Source organism: Vreelandella janggokensis, assembly GCF_031451615.1.
Lineage (GTDB): Bacteria > Pseudomonadota > Gammaproteobacteria > Pseudomonadales > Halomonadaceae > Vreelandella > Vreelandella janggokensis.
The window spans coordinates 1-18,872 of the sequence record NZ_JARWAJ010000003.1; the positions used below are offsets into that span (position 1 = coordinate 1).

Below are 18,872 nucleotides of genomic sequence, written 5' to 3' on the forward strand. Positions count from 1 at the left end.
CGCTGCCAAAGGCACCGGCCAACTCTTGGGTCTGGGTGCGAACGCCATCGTCATTGAGGGCATCGGATTCGTTGAGTTCGAAGGCGGGTACCTCAACGCCGTCGCCTTGCTCAGCCGTTGGGACGTCATCAACGATAGTGATATCAAGATTATTCGAAGCAGTGTTACCACCTGCATCCGTAACGGTATAGACGAGACTAGCAAGCGCTTCTTCGGTACCTTCTTCATGCAGCAGATTATTGGCCAAGGTGAGAGTGAACTCACCGGTTTGAGGGTCAATCTGAATTTGGAACAGGAACGGTTCGTCAGGATTGTTGCTCTGAACACGTTCATTGGAGGCCGTGAGGGTGTTGCTAGCGGCATCCCAGTCCAGGTTAAAGCTTTCCTGGCCGATGCTTAGCGTCTGCCCATCCATCCCGGCAAAGCCGATGCTACCAGCGCCCAGCGGCCCAAAGCTAAAGTCGATACTGCCGGTGGCTGTTACGCTGTTGAAACCGGGGGTGAAGCCACTAGGTGGCTGACCTGGTAAACCATCCGGGAAGTCGTCGTTGATTGGCGGAAAATCGCCGTTCAATGGCGGCTGCTCGCCAAATACCAGCTGACTTTCATCAAGCGTGATACTTGCCGGACCCGCCGTCGGGTTACCTTCGATCTCGTCATCAGCGTCGGCTGGCGCTGCTGCAAATTCGATCGTCTCAGGGCCTTCATCAGCACCAACGGCGTAATCATACTGAAGTCCTTGAACAGACTCTTCGATGCGCGCGAGCTGGACGAAGTCGGCGCCACCGCCGCCGCCACCACCGGCAGCACCACCGCCTGCGGCGGTTGCTTCAAGGAGTTCAAGGATGTCGCCGTCTTCTTCTTCCAATACAGACAGCAACGTTTCTATCTCGCTGTCTTGGGCGACGGTTTCTTCTTCGGTGGGGGCGTTTTCGGCATCCACGTCATTGGTGATCGCGACTTCTTCGTCGCCGCCGATCAATGTCGGTGGCAGGCCGTCGGCAAAATCAAGCTGCACGCTGCCGTTGGTAGAGGTGACGAGCGTTTCGCCTTCCTGAAGAACATCACCGATAGCCAGTTCGCGCAGGTTACCGTCAGGATCGCGTGCCCAGGCCTGACCGGTAATGGTAACAACGGTTGCAATGCTCATAGGAGTCATCCTCTAACAACAGAAATAAGGTTTTATATTGATAGTCACACTAGGCCAGACTGGGAAAGCTTAGTATTGGACTGTGGTACAGGATAGGGACTATTTCGGTAGGTCTTTCAAACAGACTTGGGCGCTTTAAAGCGCCCAAGCGGCATTGAAAAGGTCTAGATAACTGGGCGTCAAGGCTGACAGATTGCTATCTGCCAAAGAGGTTATAGCCGCTTGCTACTGGCTGACTACTTTGATGTGGAGTAACGCAGGATCTCGTTTGCCTTTGCTGATGCGCCTTTTCCGGTCAGCTTGATGATCAGCTGTAATCGGTCATGGATATCGAGCTTGGCGAAGATGGCGGTCAAGTGGGCTTTGACGGTTCTTTCCGTTATATCGAGTTCTCGGGCCACCACTTTATTGCTGGCTCCCTTGGCCACGGCCAACGCCACTTCACGCTCGCGCTGGGTCAGCACTTCCAGCACCGATGATTGAACCTGTTCGTCACCATTGAGTAGCCGCCAGGTACTCCCCATGACCTGGGCCATGAGATCGGCCGGTACCCAGATACCCTGGTTCATTACCACCGTGGCGATTTGCTTTAGCGAATCGGCGGGGCTCAGCGCGTGGGCGTAGCCTCTTGCGCCTTGTTGAAGCGCCTCCATCGCCGCGCCGTTTTCCGGCATCATTGACAGCACCACAACGGTGGCACGCTGGGACAGGCGGCGCACGAGAGAAGACTCTTCATTGACATGCTCTTCTTTTAATAACCACACCAGGGTGTCAGCATCCGCCCGCGCCTCGGCCTGCTCAACAGTAACGCACTCAGCCTCGGCAAAGGCGGCTTGCCAGCGGGGCATCAACGCCTGGTCTTGTGTGACAAAAAGGTGGTTCATCAGCGTTCCCCTAATGAATTATTCCACGCACGCAGGACAGGTTTCAGGAGAAACTCCATCACCGTACGCTTGCCGGTCATGATATCCACCTGGGCCGTCATGCCGGGAATGATGTCCATGTCTTCGTTATTGATCTCACCCTGTTCGGTACGTACCTTTACGCGATAAAAGGTGTTGTCATCGTCATCGGTAATCGTGTCAGCACTGATGTTTTCGAGCTCGGCCTTTAAACCGCCATACTGGGAATAGTCGTAGGCCGTCAGTTTGACGGTTGCCTCCTGCCCAGGGGTGAGGAAAGCGATGTCCTGCGGTGCAATGCGCGCTTCGACCAATAGCCGGTCATCGGTAGGAATAATATCGACGACTTCCTGCCCGGCTTGGGCGACGCCACCGATGGTCGTGATGTGCAGGGTTTGCACGACCCCTTTCACCGGCGAGCGAATATCGGCAAGCTGCACGCGATTCTCCAGGCCCGAACTGCCTTCATCCAACGCCGCAATTTCACTCAGCGTATCGGAGAGGTCGTTGCGCCACTGGCTACGCCGTTCAGCGCCCAGTTCACGCAACTGCGACTCACTTTCCTCAACGGCGGCTTCGAGCCGCTCAATGGCGGCATTGGCCTGATCGCGCTCGCCGCGGTTACGGGAAACTTCGCGCTCCAGACGCAGCACTTCGACTTCCGATACGGCGCCGGAGGATAGCAGAGGCCGCGTGAGCTGAAGCTCCTCACTGGCCATTTGCAACTCCCGGCTGGCGGTATCGCGCCGTAGTTTTGCCTCGCGCAGCTCGGCTTCACGTTGCCGGATGCGGTCGCGAATAACGGCTTCCTGCTGGCGTAATTCGTATAGGCTACTTTGATAGGCTTCACGCTCTTGCGAAACGGCGAGTGGCGCTTTTTCCAGCAGCTCCTCGCCTGGCGAGAAGTCAGTGTCCGTCACCAGGGCACGCAGCCGCTCGGCTCGGGCTTTTAGCGCCTGGGCCTGCACCCGGTTCTCACGAAAATCGGAGACAAAGCGAGTGGGGTCGATGCGCATGATGACCTCGCCCGCTTCGACCATCTCGCCTTCCTGGACAAGGATTTCCTCGACCACGCCGCCGTCAAATGACTGGACGCGCTGCAGCTGTTGGGCGGGAATGACGCGGCCCTGGCCACGGGTGACTTCGTCAATTTCCGCAAAAGAAGCCCAGACAAGCAGCGCGATGATGGCCAGCACGATGCCGTAGAGAAATCCGCGTGCGCGGAGGGGGTCCTGTTGCATGCGCGCCCAGTCGGCATCACTGGCCCAGTCCCGATTTATATGGGCTGACGTGACACGCTTGGAAAACAACCGGTCCATGAACGGGCGAAAGGGTTTGCCGCCCTTCTCACTGAACCGGCCCAGCGCTTCAAAGCCCTGCTGTTCGGCGGATTTACGTTTTTTCGCCATTAGCTCGCCCTCCCAACCTGGCCTTTACGCAAGGCTTCGACGACTTGCTCGCGCGGGCCATCGGCAACCACTTTGCCCGCGTCCATCACGATAATGCGGTCGACAAGCGAAAGCAGCGAGGTGCGGTGGGTAACGATCACCATGGTTTTTTCTTGACTGAAACGCGTCAGGTTTTTCTTCAGCACCTCTTCGCTGGCGTGGTCCATCGCGCTGGTGGGTTCGTCGAGCAGCAGCACGCTCGGGCTGTTCACCAGTGCACGCGCAATGGCGACCGATTGACGCTGACCACCGGAGAGCATATTGCCGCTCTCGCCGACCGGCAGATCAAGCCCGTGAGGATGTGACTTGACCAGTGACTCAAGGCCGCTCAATCGGACAGCCTCGAGCAGTGCCTCGTCATCAACGCCCTCGCTGCCTGCTCCGGCGACGATGTTCTCGCGCAGGGTACCGAAAAACAGCGCGATATCCTGGGGCACGTAGCCGATGTGCCGCCGCAGTTGCATGGGGTCGAACTGGCGTATGTCGACATCATCCAGGAAGATGGCACCGCCAGTGGGCTGGTAAAGCGCCAGCAACAGCTTGCTGAGGGTTGATTTGCCCGAACCGATACGACCGATCAGGGCGACCTTCTCACCCGGCTTGAGCCGGAAGCTCACGTCGTTGAGCGCGCTACGCTCTGCCTCCGGGTAGCTCAGGCTGACGCCGTCGAATTTGATATCGCCGTGCACCACGGGGCGGTTGATATAGGCCTTGCCCTCAACGCGCTCGGTGGGCTTGTCCATCACCTCGTTGAGTGACTCGAGCGCCGTGGATGACTGGTGGTATTGGGCCATCAACCCCGCCGCCTGACTGATTGGCGCCATTGCCCGGGAAGATAGCAGGTAAGCGGCGATCAGCCCGCCCTGGGTCAAATCACCTTCGATGATCATGTAGACACCGATAATGATGATCGCCACCGCCACCGTATGCTGTGTCCATAGCGCCACACTGGTGACGGACGAGCTGACCAGGCGCAACTGGGCCGCCGTACGGGAAAGAAACGCCGACGCCCGTTCCCACATGCCCTGTAAACGGCTTTCGCTGCGCAGCGCCTTGACGGTTTCCAGGTTGCCGACGGACTCCACCAGGGTGGCATTGCGCTGGGCGCCGATGCGCCAGGTGGTTTCAGAGAGCTCGTGCAGCTTACTCTGCGCGGCCAGTGCATAAAGGAAAACGAACACCGCGCCGACCACGATGGGAATCACCAGCGGCACCCCAATCAGCGCGATAATCGAGGCAAACAGAATGACAAAAGGCAGATCCACGAGCGCCACGATGGTGGCAGAGCCGATAAACGCCCGCACGGATTCAAAGGATTGCAGCGTGGCGGTAAAGGAGCCTGTTGACGCTGGCTTGGATTCCATGCGCATGCCGAGCACCCGTGACATGATGCTTGAGGTCAGTTTCACATCGGCACGGCTGGCGGCCAGGTCGACAAAGGCATTGCGCATCAGGCGTAGCGCCAGGTCGAAACACAGCACGATAAAGATGCCGACGGCCAGCACCCAGAGCGTCTCGGTGGCCGCGTTGGGGACTACCCGGTCGTAAACGTTCATCACGAACAGGGGCATGGCCACAGCAAACAGGTTGATCACCGCCGAGCCGATCAATACATCGCGGTAAAGCTTGCGGTTTTCGCGGATAACGCCCCAGAACCAGTGCCGCGAGCGCTGCTTCTTGACCTCGGGGCCACGCGCATCAAAGCGGAACTTGGGCCTGACATAGGCCGCCTGGCCGCTGTAGGCGTCCTGAAGGCCGACCAGGCTGACAATGGAGCTTGCCTCGCCCAGCTCGGGGAAAATGACTTCCGCCTGGCCATTTTTAATGTCCAGGTTGAGCAGCACACAGGCGCGCCCCGATTCCAGGAGCAGAATCGCTGGAAACAGGGCGGGGTTCAGCTGCGACAGGCGTGATTTGACCAGCCGAGCCGTCAGGTCAGCGCGCGCCGCTGCACGCCCCAACACGCCGGGCGTCAGCCTGCCTTCCTCTAGTGGGAGACCGGCAGTCAGCGCTTCTCGTGTGGCATCGTGGTGATGAATGGATGCCACAGCGATCAAGCATTCAAGAAGCTCATCTGTATCGGTTCGAGTAGATGGTTCGTCTGATGCTACGTCTTTTTCGTTAGACACACATACCCCAAATCATAAATGCGACCTGCTTAGATTAGTGCGCCCAGCGATGCTGTCTCGCGTTCTTGTGTAACGAAAACTGAAAGAACGCGAAACAACCTACAGCGCCATCCTCTTACTTAACTGCTGACAGGAAACGCTTCATCATACCCCATATCGCTCAACTGGCGGCGAAAGCCTGATACTGCATCAGGAGTGGTGCCTACCTGAACACGGTAAAGACCACCACCGTCAACCACGCGAGTTGGCATGTTCAACTGACCTTCAAGTTCTCTTTGCAGCTCAGCGGCCGATGACTGGCTACTGAGGGCCGCTACCTGAAGAAATGAGCTTGCATTCGCAGGGGTGGTGTCAACGATCTCGTCCGTGAACGCTGAAGGACGCTCCGAGGGATTGCCCGAAACGTCAGCGACCGAAAGCGAATCAATGGCGCGATCCCCATCAAACGAGCGCACTGTACTAACACTCGAAGACGTATCATTACCGGTACTACCTACCAGATCCTCCAGCGTATAGTTGGCAGGCGCTTGAGTCGGGCAGATAGCCTCGGCGTCAATCTGGACGCCATCGCTATCCAGGTCTGAAAGGCTCGGCATGTCGGCGCGTGATACATCCAGGGTGCGCATCAGGTGCCCCATTGAAGCCAGCGTCTCGGCGTCGGCAATGGCAACATCATACTGAGCGTTCACGTAGGCTCGGCTGGCCTCGAAGAACTCGTTTTCGCTGTCCAACACGTCGAGCAGGGTGCGCTCGCCGATATCGAACTGCTGCTGATAAGCGCCGCGAACCCGGTCAATGGACTGGCGATGCTGATTCAGGTACTGCATCTGCTCGCGCAGCCGCTGGGTGTCCCCGTAGGCGATCTGGGTCGTTTGACGAACGTTGCGGCAAGCCAGCTCGCGATTTTCAACGGCTTCCTCGATGCGTTCACTCGCTGCCCGGAATGAGGCCAGATCCGAGCCACCCCGGTAAAGGTTCATGCTGGCCACCAGTTCGATGCTGCTCTGGTCACGACGACCGAATGCTGACGAGTCATCGTTGTTGCTGCCGGTGCGCCCAACGATATCCAACCGCGGATGAAAGCCGGCTTCTGCAATGTCCTGCTCCGCCCGAGACGCCGCAATGTCTTCAATGGCGGCGTGGAAGTCGGGGTTGCCTTCAAAGGCAAGGTTGACCGCCTCTTGCACCGAGCTGGGTAGCTCGTCTTCTAATGCAGGCGCGGGGGCCAGGTTTTCCACCGGCAGGTCGCCGACGATGCGGTTATAGCGCGCCGAGACATCATGCAGATTTGAGGCTTCGGTCAGCAGGTTGGATTCGGCCAGGGCGACACGACCGGTAATCTGCTCAAGATCAACACCGCGGCCTGCGCCGGACAGCGCACGCTCTTCGATCTGATCGTAGACCCGCATGTGCTGGCGATAATTATCCTGGGCCAGGCGCACCAGCTCACGATAACGCAGCACATCGGCGTAAGCCCTGGTCGCTTCCAGAGCGACGTTTTCACTAGCACCCAAGAACTCGTAGTAACGTACCAGCTCCGCGCGGTCCAGTTGCTCTACCCGTCCGGCCGTCGCAAAACCGTCGTAGACCATTTGGGTCAACTCGAGCTGAACGTAGTCAGTGTCATAACTACCTCGGCCATCACCCTCGACGGACTCGCGGCCCACGCCAGCGGTGGCGTCCACGCTTGGCAGATAACCGCCCCAGGCTTCATCCCTATCGTAACCCGCCGCATTGAAGGCGCGGAACGCCGCGTTGACTTCGGGATTCTGGGTGATCGCCTGCTGGACAGTCTCTTGCAAATTGGATGAACCCGGAATGGCCATCTCGGATGGAAGCGATTGTGCCATCGCCTGACCGAGCGGAAGGAGTGTCAGGCTGGTGCCGAAAGCGGCCGCCTGAATGATACGTGTCAAGCCAAACCGTTGGTAAAGCCCGTTAGTGCAGCTGAGTTTTTTCATCTGTGGTCCCCTCATGAAATATGAGACAGCGACTGCAGCAAAGCCACCGCAATCACCGATAGCAATCGATACGTTATTTTTTTATCGCGGGACTCACCTAACACTCTCGATGTTCAGGTGGCGCATCCATTCCCGGTTTCCATACCCTGGTGGTGCTAAGCTCTAGAGCCTTGCGTTTCCACATTACTCGTCATAAGAGCTTAAGCACTCTGATGACCTATTTGCTCTTTATAGCTTATAACACATCGGTTACGTCAGAAATATTAATGTAAATTATCGTAAATCAAAATTACATTCCATACAAAGCCAAATCCAATAAATTTCTTATTAAGCAGACAGGAATATGTAAACCAAAATCCAAAGCATTGGTTTACAAGACTGATAAAAGAGGCTTAACCCTATGATTTGCGCGTTTGTTGCCAGCCTAACCCTGCCAGAATAAGCACCAGACCCACCAAGGTTGAAGGATAAATCGACTCACCAACGACTACAAATAGTAACAAAAGCGAGACAGGCGGGGAAAGAAATATCAGGTTTGAGACCTTGGCGGTGCGTGACACCTTGTGAACCGCAAGCTGCCAAAAGATAAATGCGATACCCATCTCAAACAGACCGACATAAATACCGGCCACCAACGCCGGACCGCCATGCCACTGAAACCCTGGCCCCCATACCAGCAATAGCGTCAATACCGGCAACCCGACGGTGAAGTTTTGCCACTGCCCCACCAACGGCTGGCGTTTATCGCGGGCATTGAGCAGCCAGTAAAGCGCCCACAGCAGCGTGGACGCTAGCGCAAAGGCGACGCCAAGCGGGTCGGCAAAGTGGACATCGAACACATTGCCGCGGGTGGCGATCACCCAGACGCCTGCGTAGGCGACCAGTCCGGCGGTGACATCCTTGACGGTCAGGCGGTGTCCCAGCAGCGGTACCGCCAGAAACGCCATGGCCAACGCCCAGGTGTAATTGAGCGCCATGGCTTCCTGGCCGGGAAGTCGATCATAGGCGGCAAACAGCACCAGGTAATAGGCGACCGGGTTCATCAACCCGGCCCAGGCAGCGGTTTTCCAGCCGGTGTTGAGCGCTATTCTGGCGTTACCCTGGTACACCACCAGCACGCCCATCAGCAGCCAGGAGACCAACGCCGCCAGCCACATCAGTTCCAGGGGCGACATCCAGGCCAAGGCAACCTTGAAGGCGGTGGCGACGGTGGACCAGAGGGCAACTGCCCCCAACCCATAGAGAATTGCTTGGCGGTCCTGATTCATCGGTCGGTATGGCCCAGGTCACGGGCGGGTTCGACGTGGTCTCGCACCCGCTGCTTGAGGGTTTTGATATCCGGGAAACCGTCATCACGTTTGCGCTCCCACAGCAGTACGCCGTCGCACCATATTTCGAAGGTGCCGCCGTGACTAGGGCAAAGCGCTACTTCTTGCAACGTTTCGCCAAAGGTGGAAAGCAGCTCCTGCGCATACCACCCGCTGCGTAGCAGCCATTGGCATTGCGTGCAATAGCGGATTTGAATACGCGACATCCTTGAGCTCCTTGGCGACACTCGCCATTATCCATGAGTACTATTAATAAACTGCGTAATAAACTGCGTAATAATCTGCGGGCATTAACTAATCTGGAGGCGTTAACCACCGCGTATATTGAGTACGTGTACTAGACAGGGGTATTGCCCAGCAAGAGTGTACTGAATAACACGGCTCGTCAAAACGAGCCGCCCGGGACGACGACTGCCAAGGAGCCTAGATGGCTAGACATGACCTCTCAGAATCGCGCATTTACGAGTGGCTGACCGGCGACGAGGACAGCCGGATGTGCGATGACATTCCCGATAGCGCCTGCCATGAGCAACCGCGTAACTTCATGCTGCATTTATGGGCATCACTCGGCAATAAGCTGGCGGATGAGCTATCCAGTGCACGACTGGTATTGCCCTGGCTAATGGGCATCATCGGTGCGCCGGTATGGATGGTCGGGCTATTGGTGCCTATTCGTGAGTCCGGGGCACTGTTGCCGCAGATTTTTGTGGCCGGCTTCATTCGCCTCAAGCCGCAACGCAAATGGGTGTGGGTGGCCGGTGCTGCCTTGCAGGCGCTGGCGGCAGTCGTGCTGGCAGCGTTGGCGTTGTGGAGCAGTGGCAGCCTGGGAGGCAGCCTGGTCTTGATGGCACTGGTCATGCTGTCGCTGGCCCGGGGCCTTTCGTCCATCGCCACCAAGGATGTCATGGGCAAGACCATTGCCAAACGCCGCCGTGGCACCCTGATGGGCTGGAGTGGCAGTGTTGCCGGGGCAGCCACTCTGGCAGCCGGGGGCGTATTGATGCTTCTGGATGACTCCCTGGGCAAGGTGACACTTGCGGCGCTGCTAGGCATTGCGGCTCTTGGCTGGGCCGTCAACGGGATCTGCGCCGCCCGTATCGAGGAAACGCCTGGCGCTGTTGAAGGTGGCGAAAATGCCTGGGATAGCATCAAGCAGGGACTTTCGTTACTCAAGCAAGACCGCACGTTTTTACACTTCAACCTGTGCCGGGCGTTGCTGCTTTCCAGTGCCCTGGCCCTTCCCTATCTGGCGCTGCTGGGTCAACAACAAAGCGGCAGCGAGCTAAGCAGCCTGGGGCTTCTGGTTGTGGTATCCGGCCTGGCCGCCATGGTGGCAAGCCCCGTGTGGGGCAAGCGGGCCGACCACTCCAGTCGAAGCGTAATGCGAGATGCCGCGATCGGGACAACCTTATGCTGTTTGCTGGGCGCAGGCATTGCGTGGCTGCCGATCGTCGTTTCCGAGCGTATATGGCCCTACGCACTGGTCTATGCGGCGCTGGTGATTGTTCATCATGGGGTGCGTTTGGGTCGCAAAACCTACCTGGTCGACATGGCAAGCCAGGATAACCGCGCCCTTTATGTGGCACTCTCGAACACCCTGACGGGGGTACTGATGCTGCTGGTGGGCGGGGTGGTCGGCCTGTTGGCACAGTGGCTGGGCAGTAGCGCCTTGTTGCTCGTTTTGTCCGCCACCGCCCTGGCGGCGATGTTCAGTGCCCTGCGATTACCGCAGGTTGAGTGACGTTCAGGATTGCAAAGCAGGGCAACGCTCGCCATGATGGTAAGTCGGTGGCAGCCGTTATGCGGCCTTTTGCTATCATAAAAATTACGTGACAATACGCCACGATAGGTTTGGAGCTGCAACAGGACCCCTTGATGAAACGATCTCCCATGATCAGCCCCGCGTTGCTCGAACGCATGGTTGACGCCTCCGAAGACGGCATTGTGGTTGCTGAACAGGAAGGTGACGAAAACATCCTGATTTATGTCAACAAAGGCTTTGAGCGCCTCACCGGTTACAGCGCCGATGAAATTTTATATCGGGACTGCCGTTTTTTGCAGAATGAGGATCGCGATCAAGATCCTCTCAACGCGATTCGTGAAGCGCTGAATGCAGGCAAGCCCTCGCGGGAGGTGCTGCGCAACTATCGTAAAGACGGCACCATGTTCTGGAATGAGCTGTCGATCACGCCGGTTTTCGACGAAGCCGATAACCTGATGTACTACATCGGCGTACAGAAAGATGTGACCGAACGGGTGGAAGCGCAACAGGCACTCGCCGCACTCCAGGCCAAGCAGGCAGATACAAAAACAGAAAAATAAAACGACAAGGCTTGATCTTCAACGTAACCGGCGTTATATAGCGGCAAGGCGCTTGCTGAAGCGCTTGGCGCTTTCTGTTGCTCTGCCAACAAGGAAGCCATAATGACGCCGGCACGCCGGCTTGGGTTGGAGGGCCAGTCATGAGCCGTAATCCCTTGAGTCGTGAAACTTTCTCTCCTGAAGACGGTGAAGCGGATGAGTTCGATTCCTCTGACGCCGTCAATGACGAACACTACAGCCGTTCTCGGCCGAGCAACAAAGCCGATAGTCTGCGCGCCAGACGCCAGGTTGAGGCCTGGCTTGAAGAACGCCGCCTCAAGCGTGCGATCGATGACGGCTGGGACGAAGAAGAGTAATGATGCAGAGTCATCAGGAACATTCCTGATGACTTCCCCGCTGCGGCACCAGGTATCAACCTGACCGCACCTGGACGGTCAGCCCTCCTTGGCTGGCCTTTCGTCACGTGGGGCTCTATCATCTGCCTATCGCTCAGCGGTGACGCTGGCATTTTTTTCATCAACTATACGGATTTCCATGGCGCAATACGTTTTCACCATGAACCGGGTTGGCAAGATCGTGCCGCCCAAAAAGCAAATTCTTAAAGATATTTCGCTGTCGTTTTTCCCGGGCGCCAAGATTGGCGTACTGGGCTTGAATGGCGCGGGTAAATCCACACTGCTGCGCATCATGGCCGGTGTCGATAATGAGTTTGAAGGTGAAGCCCGTCCGATGCCGGGAATCAACGTCGGTTATCTGCCTCAGGAGCCGGAGCTCGACGACAGCAAGAATGTCCGCGAGACCGTCGAAGAAGCCCTGGGCGCTATCAAGGAAGCCCAGGAAAAACTCGATGGCGTTTACGCTGCCTACGCTGAGCCTGACGCCGACTTTGATGCCCTGGCGAGCGAGCAGGCACGCCTGGAAAACATTATCGAAGCGGCCGACGCCCATAACATCGAGCGCAAGCTAGACGTCGCCGCTGAAGCGCTGCGCCTCCCCCCCTGGGAAGCTCAGGTCGGCAACCTGTCCGGCGGTGAGCGCCGCCGTGTGGCACTGTGTCGTCTGCTGCTCTCAAGCCCCGACATGCTGCTGCTCGACGAACCGACCAACCACCTGGATGCCGAATCAGTCGCCTGGCTGGAACGTTTTCTGCACGACTACAACGGCACCGTGGTCGCCATTACCCACGACCGCTACTTCCTCGACAACGTGGCGGGCTGGATTCTTGAGCTGGACCGCGGCCAGGGTATTCCGTTCGAGGGCAACTACTCGCAGTGGCTTGAGCAGAAAGAACAGCGCCTGGGTCAGGAAGCCAAGCAGGAGGCTTCTCGCCAGAAAGCCATCAAGCAGGAGCTTGAGTGGGTACGCTCGAACTCGAAGGGCCGCCAGGCGAAAAGCAAGGCACGCCTTAACCGCTTCGAGGAAATGCAGTCCGGTGATTTCCAGAAGCGTAATGAAACCAATGAGATCTATATTCCACCCGGCCCGCGCCTGGGGGATAAGGTCATCGAGTTTCATGATGTGGCAAAACGCTTCGACGACAAGCTGCTTTATCAGGATCTTTCGTTCTCGGTTCCCCCCGGTGCCATCGTCGGCATTGTGGGCGGTAACGGCGCCGGTAAGTCGACCCTATTCAAGCTGATTACCGGCCAGGAACAGCCCGATGCCGGCGAGGTAGTGCTTGGCGAGACCGTGGATATCGCTTATGTCGAGCAGCTCCGCGATGCCCTGGACGACAAGCAGACCGTCTGGCAGGCCGTCTCCGATGGCCAGGATATCCTCAACATCAATGGTTACGAGGTCGCTTCACGGGCGTACGTGGGTCGCTTCAACTTCAAGGGCAACGACCAGCAGAAACGTCTGGATGAGTTGTCCGGTGGTGAGCGGGGTCGTTTGCAGCTCGCGCAAACGCTCAAGCAGGGTGCCAACGTGCTGCTGCTCGACGAACCCTCCAACGATCTGGATATCGAGACATTGCGCGCGCTGGAGGAAGCACTACTGGCCTTCCCGGGTTGTGCCATGGTGATCTCCCACGACCGCTGGTTCCTCGACCGGATTGCGACGCATATTCTGGCGTTTGAGGGCGATTCGGAAGTGGTCTTCTTTGACGGTAACTACACCGACTACGAAGAAGATCATAAGAAACGTGTGGGCAACGACACGCCCAAGCGGATGAAGTACAAGCGCATCGATGCTTAATAGCCTGGTCCGAACAACCCTTGGCGGGGGCGCTGTAAACCCCTCCATGGGCGCTACATTCGCCATCCATGGCGAATAACCCCCGCTACGGGTTGATTCGGACCTTGCGCAAGATAAGTTGAGTCTTTTTTAGTAAATTGAGCCCCACCTTGGCGGGGCTTTTTTTATGCGTGGCTGTTTATGGATATCTGCAGGCTATTAGCCGTGATACGTCGTTTTACTGACCGCCTTGAAGACGCCGCGCATCAGCCACTGCACCGGCGCAGGCAGGTTGACACCGCCCGCTTCCAGCGCCAGTTGGGCATGGTGGTTTTTCTCCACGGCCACTTTGCGAAGCAGGGTACGTGACGTCTGATCAGCCTCCGGCAGGCGTGACTGCTGATCACTGAACCGCCTAGCGGCTTGCGTTTCGCTGGCGGCCAGCAGCCCTAGGCCAAGGCGCTCACTCAGTACACCCGTGGTCGCGCCAATACTGAGCGAGGCTATATAGAAACACGGGGCAAGCAGGCTTGTACGGCTATCCAGTTGCCGCAGCCGCTGGCTAAACAGGGCCAGATGGCCAAGATCATTGGTCGCTGATTGCTGCATTTGCGCACTGGCATCCGGCCGTTGCGTAAACAACCGCTGTCCCTGGTAAAGCCCTTGCAGGCATACCTCTCCACTGTGATTGACGCGCATCATGCCTGCCACGTGGTGTGCCTCGAAGGCTGTCAGGGTCTTATCGCCAGATGATACCGGCACAGGTGATTTTGTGCGCGCCGTGGGCGGCGCCAGCGTGCGCAGCGCACGATCAAACTGATAGATCCATTGGTCAGAACGGGGGCATCGACGCCTCATGGCTCGCTCCTTGGCCGTGGGTCGTAAAAGTACAGCAACTTACCCGGCGGGCCAGGTAAACTGACGCCCGCCGAGCAGGTGCATGTGGATATGATAGACCGTTTGGCCACCCATTTCGTTACAGTTCATGACGACGCGGTAGCCATCGTCGGCAAAGCCCTGCTCCTGGGCGAGCTTCGCCGCGGTATATTGCAACCGACCGACAGTCGCCAGGTCATCGGCATGAATATCATTGAGCGTGGCAATGTGCTTCTTGGGAATAATCAACTGGTGCGTGGGTGCCTGGGGATTGATGTCGTTGAACGCCAGCACGTGCTCGTCTTCATAGACAATATCCGCAGGGATTTCACGGTTGATGATCTTGCAAAACAGACAGTCCATAAAAGCTCCTCAATGAGCGTAAGCTGGCGACGCAGGCAGAATGACTACCTGCGAGCCTAACGAAAACGCCGCTGTGACAACAAGTGGCGCACCAACGGTGCCAGGATAAGCTCCATGGCCAGCGACATTCTGGCGCCGGGCACCACCAGGGTGTGGGGCCGGGTCATGAAGGAATCCTTGATCATCGCCAGCAGCCAGGGAAAGTCCACCGTGGAAGGGTCGCGGAAACGGATGACCACAAAGGATTCCGCATCCGTCGGTATATCCTGCACCTCAAAGGGGTTTGATGTATCCACCGTGGGCACGCGCTGAAAATTGATATGGGTGCGCGACAGCTGGGGCTGGATATAGCGCACGTAGTCATCCATACGGCCCAGAATGGTGTCGATAACCGCTTCCTGGGAATAGCCACGCATCTTGGTGTCACGATCGATTTTCTGGATCCATTCCAGGTTCATCGTGGGGGCCACGCCCACCAGCAGGTCAACGTGGCGTGCGATATCGTATTCTTCCGTGACCAGGCCACCGTGCAGACCTTCGTAAAACAGCAGATCGGTTCCGCAGGGTAGCGACTGCCACTCTGTGAAGGTACCTACCTTGTGGCCCGCCTCGATCTTTTGTTTATCCTCGGCGTGGATATAGTGCCTGAAAGTCCCCGTGCCATGCTCGCCGTATTCGATAAACATGCCTTCGAGGCGATCCAGCAGGTTGGCTTCGACGGCAAAATGCGAAAGCTCATTCTTGCGCTCAGGCTCTTCGCGGAACATGCGATGCAGTTCATCGCGGGTGTAGCGATGGAAGGCGTCACCGTCCACCATGGCAGCGTGCACATCTTCACGCAGGAACATGCGCTCAAAGCTACGCCGCACGGTGGTGGTGCCGGCACCGGACGAGCCGGTGATGGCAATAATGGGGTATTCACGGGACATCGATCAGGTGCCTCTTGCTTGCGCTAATGCTTGCACAACCGCGTCAGGGATCGTCACCGGGCGACCCGACGCCATGTCAATCAGCAGTTGATTGATACGCGCAGTCGCCACTGTCTTGCCACTCTCGGCGTGGGCGATACGCTGATAGACCGTTAATGCCTTGCCCTCGGGGGGTGGTACAGCGGTTTCAACCACCAGGGCGTCCGGCCAGCGCGCTTCGCTTTGGTATTGCACCGCCAGATCGGCAACCACACTGGGGTAGCCTTGCATGTCCCATTCTGGCAGATCGAGGGCGGCAAACGCCTGGATGCGCGCCTCATGGAGCAGCGATACAAGCGCATCGTGACCAAGGTGACGACCATAGTTCATATCCGTGACACGGACGCTGAGTGAATGGCGATGAATGATCGCTGCGTCGGGAAAATCGAGCTGAACCCGTTCCATCCAGTTATCCTTGTTGTGATCGGCAAGCGAGGCAGAATGCCCCTGCGACTATAAAAGCGTCAACCTTCGGGCGAAGCGTCAACTTTCCCGGGCTATCGCACGGTGCGCGATATCACGGCGGCAGATGACGCCTTCCCAATGAATCTCGTCCACGCCTTGATACGCCTTCTGTTGCGCCTGGGAGACGCTATCCCCAAGGGCGGTAACGCACAGTACGCGGCCACCTGCCGTCAGAACATCACCCTGGTCGTTGTGTTGAGTCCCCGCATGAAACACCTTGCAGCCATGGCGCTCGGCATTGGCAATACCGTGAATCACATCGCCCTTGCGATAGCTGCCCGGGTAACCGCCGGCGGCCAGTACGACCCCCACCGCCGCACGCGCGTCCCACTCGCAGCGCTGACCGGCCAGCTTGCCTTGTGCACCGGCAAGGCACAGCGCGGCAAAGTCCGAGGTCAAGCGCAGCATGATGGGCTGGGTTTCCGGGTCGCCAAAGCGGCAATTGTATTCGATCACCTTGGGGTTACCCTGGGCGTCGATCATCAGGCCGGCGTAGAGAAAGCCGTTGTAGGCATGACCTTCGGCGGCCATTCCCTTGACGGTCGGCAGAATCACCTGCTGCATGATGCGCTCATCGACATCCGGCGTGACCACGGGCGCCGGTGAGTAGGCACCCATGCCGCCGGTATTGGGTCCGCTATCACCGTCGCAGGCGCGTTTGTGGTCCTGGCTGGTCGCCATGGGCACCACGTTTTCTCCATCGACCATGACGATGAAGCTGGCTTCTTCACCGTCCAGAAACTCTTCGATCACTACCCGTGCACCCGCATCACCAAAAGCATTGGCTTCCAGCATGTCACGAATCGCGGCTTCGGCTTCCGCATGGGTCATGGCGACGATAACGCCTTTACCAGCTGCCAGGCCGTCGGCCTTGATGACAATGGGCGCGCCCACCTTGGTCAGGTATTCAAGCGCTGGCTCAACGGCCGTGAAGGTTTGATAGTCGGCCGTGGGAATCGCATGACGCGCCAGGAAGTCTTTGGTGAACGACTTCGAGCCTTCCAACTGGGCGGCTGCCTGGGTGGGGCCAAAGATGGTCAGATCCGCCGCCTGAAAGCGATCCACCACGCCTTCGACTAGCGGTGCTTCCGGCCCCACCACCGTCAACGCCACGTCTTCCTGGCGTGCAAACGCCACCAGTGCGGAAATATCGCTTGCTTCGATGGCGACGTTGGTCAGTTTTTCCTCACCGGCGGTGCCTGCATTACCCGGGGCAACAAACACCTGCGAGACGCGCGGCGATTGGGCCAGTTTCCATGCCAACGCGTGTTCACGACCACCGCCGCCTATCATCAAAACCTTCATGGATATCCTTCTTTGCGGAAGAGCAGATTAATAGCGGTATTATGCCACAGCTTGCCCGCGCGTCGCTGGCGCTTACGATGACTTGTCGTCGTTGCTCTTTTTATCATGAGCTTTATCGTCATGCGCGTTGTCGTTCCGGCCCATATCGTCGCTGTCATTTTTGCCGGTGGGCGGCGCCTGGTTCATGGTCTTCTGCCAGAAGCGCATGTTTTCCTCGGCCAGCTCACGCATGAATTCCATGGGCGTATGGCGAATGGCCTGCTGCCACTGGCTTTGCATGCGTTTTTGCTGCTCCATCATGATCTGGGTGCCCTGCTCCAGATAACGCGCCAGCGGTAGCGGTGAGGACATGTCATAGACACGAATCAACTGCGCCAGCAGGTCGTTGGAGAACACCTCGGCATCACTGTCGGCACTTTCCTGCTCGATGATAATCGACAGCAGGATCGTCCGCGTAAGGTCTTCACCGCTTTTGGCATCCTCGACCCGAAACGGCTCCTCCTCGAGAATCAGACGGCGCAGATCCTCCAGCGTCACGTAACGGCTTTGTTGGGTATCATACAATCTGCGATTGGCATATTTACGAATGACGCGCACGGCGATTCTCCTTAAACGCGATAGGGCTTTGCTTCCCGTTGCTGTTATTGTGCCTGCACTTGGCGGCCATGCAAGCCATGTAGCGATATTCAATAGGCGTAGCGTCGGCCAGGATGTCACAGACGGGCCTTTCTCTACCTTTCCAAGCACTCAACAATCGACCACTGCCATGAACCTGATTTTACTCGAACCTCACGATGTGGCCCAGAACGGCGAAGCCCTGCTGCGCGACCAACGCCGCTTGACACACCTGCGCGAGGTACACCGCGCCAAGCCAGGGGATACGCTCACCGTTGGCTGCTCGAACGGGCTGATCGGCAAGGCCGAGTTGACCGCGATGGGGCCCGATCAGGCGACATTGCGCTGGGAGCACCTTGACGAGGCGCCACCGCCCGCCCTGCCCGTGCACCTGGTGCTGGCGTTACCGCGTCCGCGCATGCTGGCACGCACCCTGGAGCACGTGACAGCGCTTGGCGTAAAGCGCTTGACGCTGCTGCACACCAAACGGGTCGAAAAAAGCTATTGGCAATCCCCCGAACTGCGCCCCGAGAAGATACACCAGCATCTGGTACTCGGCCTTGAGCAGGCGCGCGATACCGTGATGCCCAGCGTGACGCTGGTCAAAGGCTTTCGGGCTTTTCTCAGTGACCACTTGCCCACGCTGCTCAGCGAAGGACATGGCCTGGTCGCCCACCCCGGCATGGCGCTCCCCTGCCCAAGGGGCATCAACAGGGAAACGGTGCTGTTTATCGGCCCCGAAGGCGGCTTTATCGACTGGGAAGTGGAGCAACTGGTGAACGCGGGCTGCGAAGGCATGCATCTTGGCCCGCGTATTCTGCGAGTGGAGACCGCCGTGACGGCTTTGTTGTCACGGCTTTTTTAG

At 57.9% G+C, this 18,872-nt stretch carries 18 protein-coding genes; 5 read left to right on the plus strand and 13 right to left on the minus strand.

Annotation, left to right across the window (positions count from 1 at the left end):
• The 7 genes from QC816_RS09565 to QC816_RS09595 all read right to left on the minus strand — a co-directional run.
• Positions 1–1,150, minus strand: a 1,150-nt coding sequence (locus QC816_RS09565; protein WP_309781832.1) for a retention module-containing protein, incomplete at its 3' end; no start/stop codon positions are given.
• A gap of 236 nt (positions 1,151–1,386) precedes the next feature.
• Positions 1,387–2,034, minus strand: coding sequence for a response regulator transcription factor (locus QC816_RS09570; protein ID WP_309781833.1), 648 nt, complete (start codon positions 2,032–2,034; stop codon positions 1,387–1,389).
• On the minus strand, positions 2,034–3,461 hold the full coding sequence (locus tag QC816_RS09575; protein ID WP_199284917.1) for an HlyD family type I secretion periplasmic adaptor subunit: 1,428 nt from the start codon (positions 3,459–3,461) through the stop codon (positions 2,034–2,036). The genes QC816_RS09570 and QC816_RS09575 overlap by 1 nt, the downstream gene beginning before the upstream one ends.
• The gene (locus QC816_RS09580) at positions 3,461–5,629 is read right to left on the minus strand and encodes a type I secretion system permease/ATPase (RefSeq protein ID WP_309781834.1); all 2,169 of its coding nucleotides are present in this window, start codon (positions 5,627–5,629) and stop codon (positions 3,461–3,463) included. Before QC816_RS09580 ends, QC816_RS09575 begins: the two co-directional genes overlap by 1 nt.
• A 119-nt stretch (positions 5,630–5,748) precedes the next feature.
• Positions 5,749–7,590, minus strand: coding sequence for a TolC family outer membrane protein (locus tag QC816_RS09585; RefSeq protein WP_309781835.1), 1,842 nt, complete (start codon positions 7,588–7,590; stop codon positions 5,749–5,751).
• A 398-nt stretch (positions 7,591–7,988) separates the two neighbouring features.
• Entirely contained in the window at positions 7,989–8,858 is an 870-nt protein-coding gene (locus QC816_RS09590; RefSeq protein WP_309781836.1) for a DMT family transporter, read from the minus strand.
• Positions 8,855–9,124, minus strand: coding sequence for an Rdx family protein (locus tag QC816_RS09595; RefSeq protein WP_085919785.1), 270 nt, complete (start codon positions 9,122–9,124; stop codon positions 8,855–8,857). The genes QC816_RS09590 and QC816_RS09595 overlap by 4 nt, the downstream gene beginning before the upstream one ends.
• 221 nt (positions 9,125–9,345) lie before the next feature.
• On the opposite strand from QC816_RS09595, the gene QC816_RS09600 reads away from it, so the two are divergent.
• From QC816_RS09600 to ettA, 4 genes are all read left to right on the plus strand, one after another.
• Positions 9,346–10,659, plus strand: a complete 1,314-nt coding sequence (locus QC816_RS09600) for an MFS transporter (RefSeq protein ID WP_309781837.1) — start codon at positions 9,346–9,348, stop codon at positions 10,657–10,659.
• Positions 10,660–10,793: 134 nt separating this feature from the next.
• Positions 10,794–11,240 (plus strand): PAS domain S-box protein, encoded by a 447-nt coding sequence (locus QC816_RS09605; RefSeq protein WP_085919787.1) that lies wholly within the window; start codon positions 10,794–10,796, stop codon positions 11,238–11,240.
• Positions 11,241–11,380: 140 nt separating this feature from the next.
• Positions 11,381–11,596 carry a PA3496 family putative envelope integrity protein gene (locus tag QC816_RS09610; protein WP_085919788.1) on the plus strand — a complete coding sequence of 72 codons (216 nt, stop codon included), beginning with the start codon at positions 11,381–11,383 and terminating at the stop codon, positions 11,594–11,596.
• Positions 11,597–11,774: 178 nt separating this feature from the next.
• Complete coding sequence (gene ettA, locus QC816_RS09615) at positions 11,775–13,436, plus strand: energy-dependent translational throttle protein EttA (RefSeq protein ID WP_199284911.1); 1,662 nt, start codon at positions 11,775–11,777, stop codon at positions 13,434–13,436.
• A 198-nt stretch (positions 13,437–13,634) separates the two neighbouring features.
• Here the strand turns inward: ettA and coq7 are convergent, their stop codons facing one another.
• The 6 genes from coq7 to phaR form a co-directional block, all read right to left on the minus strand.
• Entirely contained in the window at positions 13,635–14,273 is a 639-nt protein-coding gene (coq7, locus tag QC816_RS09620) for a 2-polyprenyl-3-methyl-6-methoxy-1,4-benzoquinone monooxygenase (RefSeq protein WP_309781841.1), read from the minus strand.
• A 39-nt stretch (positions 14,274–14,312) separates the two neighbouring features.
• Complete coding sequence (locus QC816_RS09625; RefSeq protein WP_085919791.1) at positions 14,313–14,654, minus strand: histidine triad nucleotide-binding protein; 342 nt, start codon at positions 14,652–14,654, stop codon at positions 14,313–14,315.
• A 56-nt stretch (positions 14,655–14,710) separates the two neighbouring features.
• Positions 14,711–15,583, minus strand: a complete 873-nt coding sequence (locus tag QC816_RS09630) for a phosphoribulokinase (RefSeq protein WP_085919792.1) — start codon at positions 15,581–15,583, stop codon at positions 14,711–14,713.
• Between the two features lie 3 nt (positions 15,584–15,586).
• Positions 15,587–16,027, minus strand: a complete 441-nt coding sequence (locus QC816_RS09635) for an acyl-CoA thioesterase (RefSeq protein ID WP_085919793.1) — start codon at positions 16,025–16,027, stop codon at positions 15,587–15,589.
• 78 nt (positions 16,028–16,105) lie between these two features.
• Positions 16,106–17,392 (minus strand): phosphoribosylamine--glycine ligase, encoded by a 1,287-nt coding sequence (purD, locus tag QC816_RS09640; protein ID WP_309781845.1) that lies wholly within the window; start codon positions 17,390–17,392, stop codon positions 16,106–16,108.
• 72 nt (positions 17,393–17,464) lie between these two features.
• Positions 17,465–17,989, minus strand: coding sequence for a polyhydroxyalkanoate synthesis repressor PhaR (gene phaR / locus QC816_RS09645; protein WP_085919795.1), 525 nt, complete (start codon positions 17,987–17,989; stop codon positions 17,465–17,467).
• Positions 17,990–18,158: 169 nt separating this feature from the next.
• On the opposite strand from phaR, the gene QC816_RS09650 reads away from it, so the two are divergent.
• Positions 18,159–18,872: a 16S rRNA (uracil(1498)-N(3))-methyltransferase gene (locus QC816_RS09650; protein WP_085919796.1), complete on the plus strand. Its 714-nt coding sequence runs from the start codon at positions 18,159–18,161 to the stop codon at positions 18,870–18,872.

Bases quoted from the DNA above. Each gene is read 5' to 3' on its own strand.
- QC816_RS09570 (WP_309781833.1), bottom strand. From the start codon at position 2,034: ATGAACCACCTTTTTGTCACACAAGACCAGGCGTTGATGCCCCGCTGG.
- QC816_RS09575 (WP_199284917.1), bottom strand. From the start codon at position 3,461: ATGGCGAAAAAACGTAAATCCGCCGAACAGCAGGGCTTTGAAGCGCTG.
- QC816_RS09585 (WP_309781835.1), bottom strand. From the start codon at position 7,590: ATGAAAAAACTCAGCTGCACTAACGGGCTTTACCAACGGTTTGGCTTG.
- QC816_RS09590 (WP_309781836.1), bottom strand. From the start codon at position 8,858: ATGAATCAGGACCGCCAAGCAATTCTCTATGGGTTGGGGGCAGTTGCC.
- QC816_RS09595 (WP_085919785.1), bottom strand. From the start codon at position 9,124: ATGTCGCGTATTCAAATCCGCTATTGCACGCAATGCCAATGGCTGCTA.
- QC816_RS09600 (WP_309781837.1), top strand. From the start codon at position 9,346: ATGGCTAGACATGACCTCTCAGAATCGCGCATTTACGAGTGGCTGACC.
- QC816_RS09605 (WP_085919787.1), top strand. From the start codon at position 10,794: ATGAAACGATCTCCCATGATCAGCCCCGCGTTGCTCGAACGCATGGTT.
- QC816_RS09610 (WP_085919788.1), top strand. From the start codon at position 11,381: ATGAGCCGTAATCCCTTGAGTCGTGAAACTTTCTCTCCTGAAGACGGT.
- ettA (WP_199284911.1), top strand. From the start codon at position 11,775: ATGGCGCAATACGTTTTCACCATGAACCGGGTTGGCAAGATCGTGCCG.
- coq7 (WP_309781841.1), bottom strand. From the start codon at position 14,273: ATGAGGCGTCGATGCCCCCGTTCTGACCAATGGATCTATCAGTTTGAT.
- QC816_RS09625 (WP_085919791.1), bottom strand. From the start codon at position 14,654: ATGGACTGTCTGTTTTGCAAGATCATCAACCGTGAAATCCCTGCGGAT.
- QC816_RS09630 (WP_085919792.1), bottom strand. From the start codon at position 15,583: ATGTCCCGTGAATACCCCATTATTGCCATCACCGGCTCGTCCGGTGCC.
- QC816_RS09635 (WP_085919793.1), bottom strand. From the start codon at position 16,027: ATGGAACGGGTTCAGCTCGATTTTCCCGACGCAGCGATCATTCATCGC.
- purD (WP_309781845.1), bottom strand. From the start codon at position 17,392: ATGAAGGTTTTGATGATAGGCGGCGGTGGTCGTGAACACGCGTTGGCA.
- QC816_RS09650 (WP_085919796.1), top strand. From the start codon at position 18,159: ATGAACCTGATTTTACTCGAACCTCACGATGTGGCCCAGAACGGCGAA.